Annotated in this window: 1 protein-coding gene; it reads right to left on the bottom strand. The window is 52.7% G+C overall.

From position 1 onward, the window contains the following. On the bottom strand, positions 1-207 hold a 207-nt coding region (locus AN389_RS20505; RefSeq protein WP_160318657.1), incomplete at both ends, for an Ig-like domain-containing protein.

Here is a 207-nt window from a genome sequence, read left to right as displayed (position 1 = left end):
TGTGCTGAAATTGGATTGCCAGCCACATCAGACACGCTAGCTGTGGCGGTGAGTGTCCCGTCGTTTAATGCGCTTGCATCAATCGGATCAGTAACATATTCGCCGTTTTGCACAAGCACCGTGGTTTCAACTTGGTTTGTGCCATCACTGATGATCACCGTCACGGTTTGACCGTCTTCTACATCGCTCACCGTGCCGCGCACGACC

Source organism: Pseudoalteromonas sp. P1-7a (genome assembly GCF_001401855.1).
Taxonomy (GTDB): Bacteria; Pseudomonadota; Gammaproteobacteria; order Enterobacterales; family Alteromonadaceae; genus Pseudoalteromonas.
This window is presented reverse-complemented; position numbering and strand designations above follow the sequence as displayed.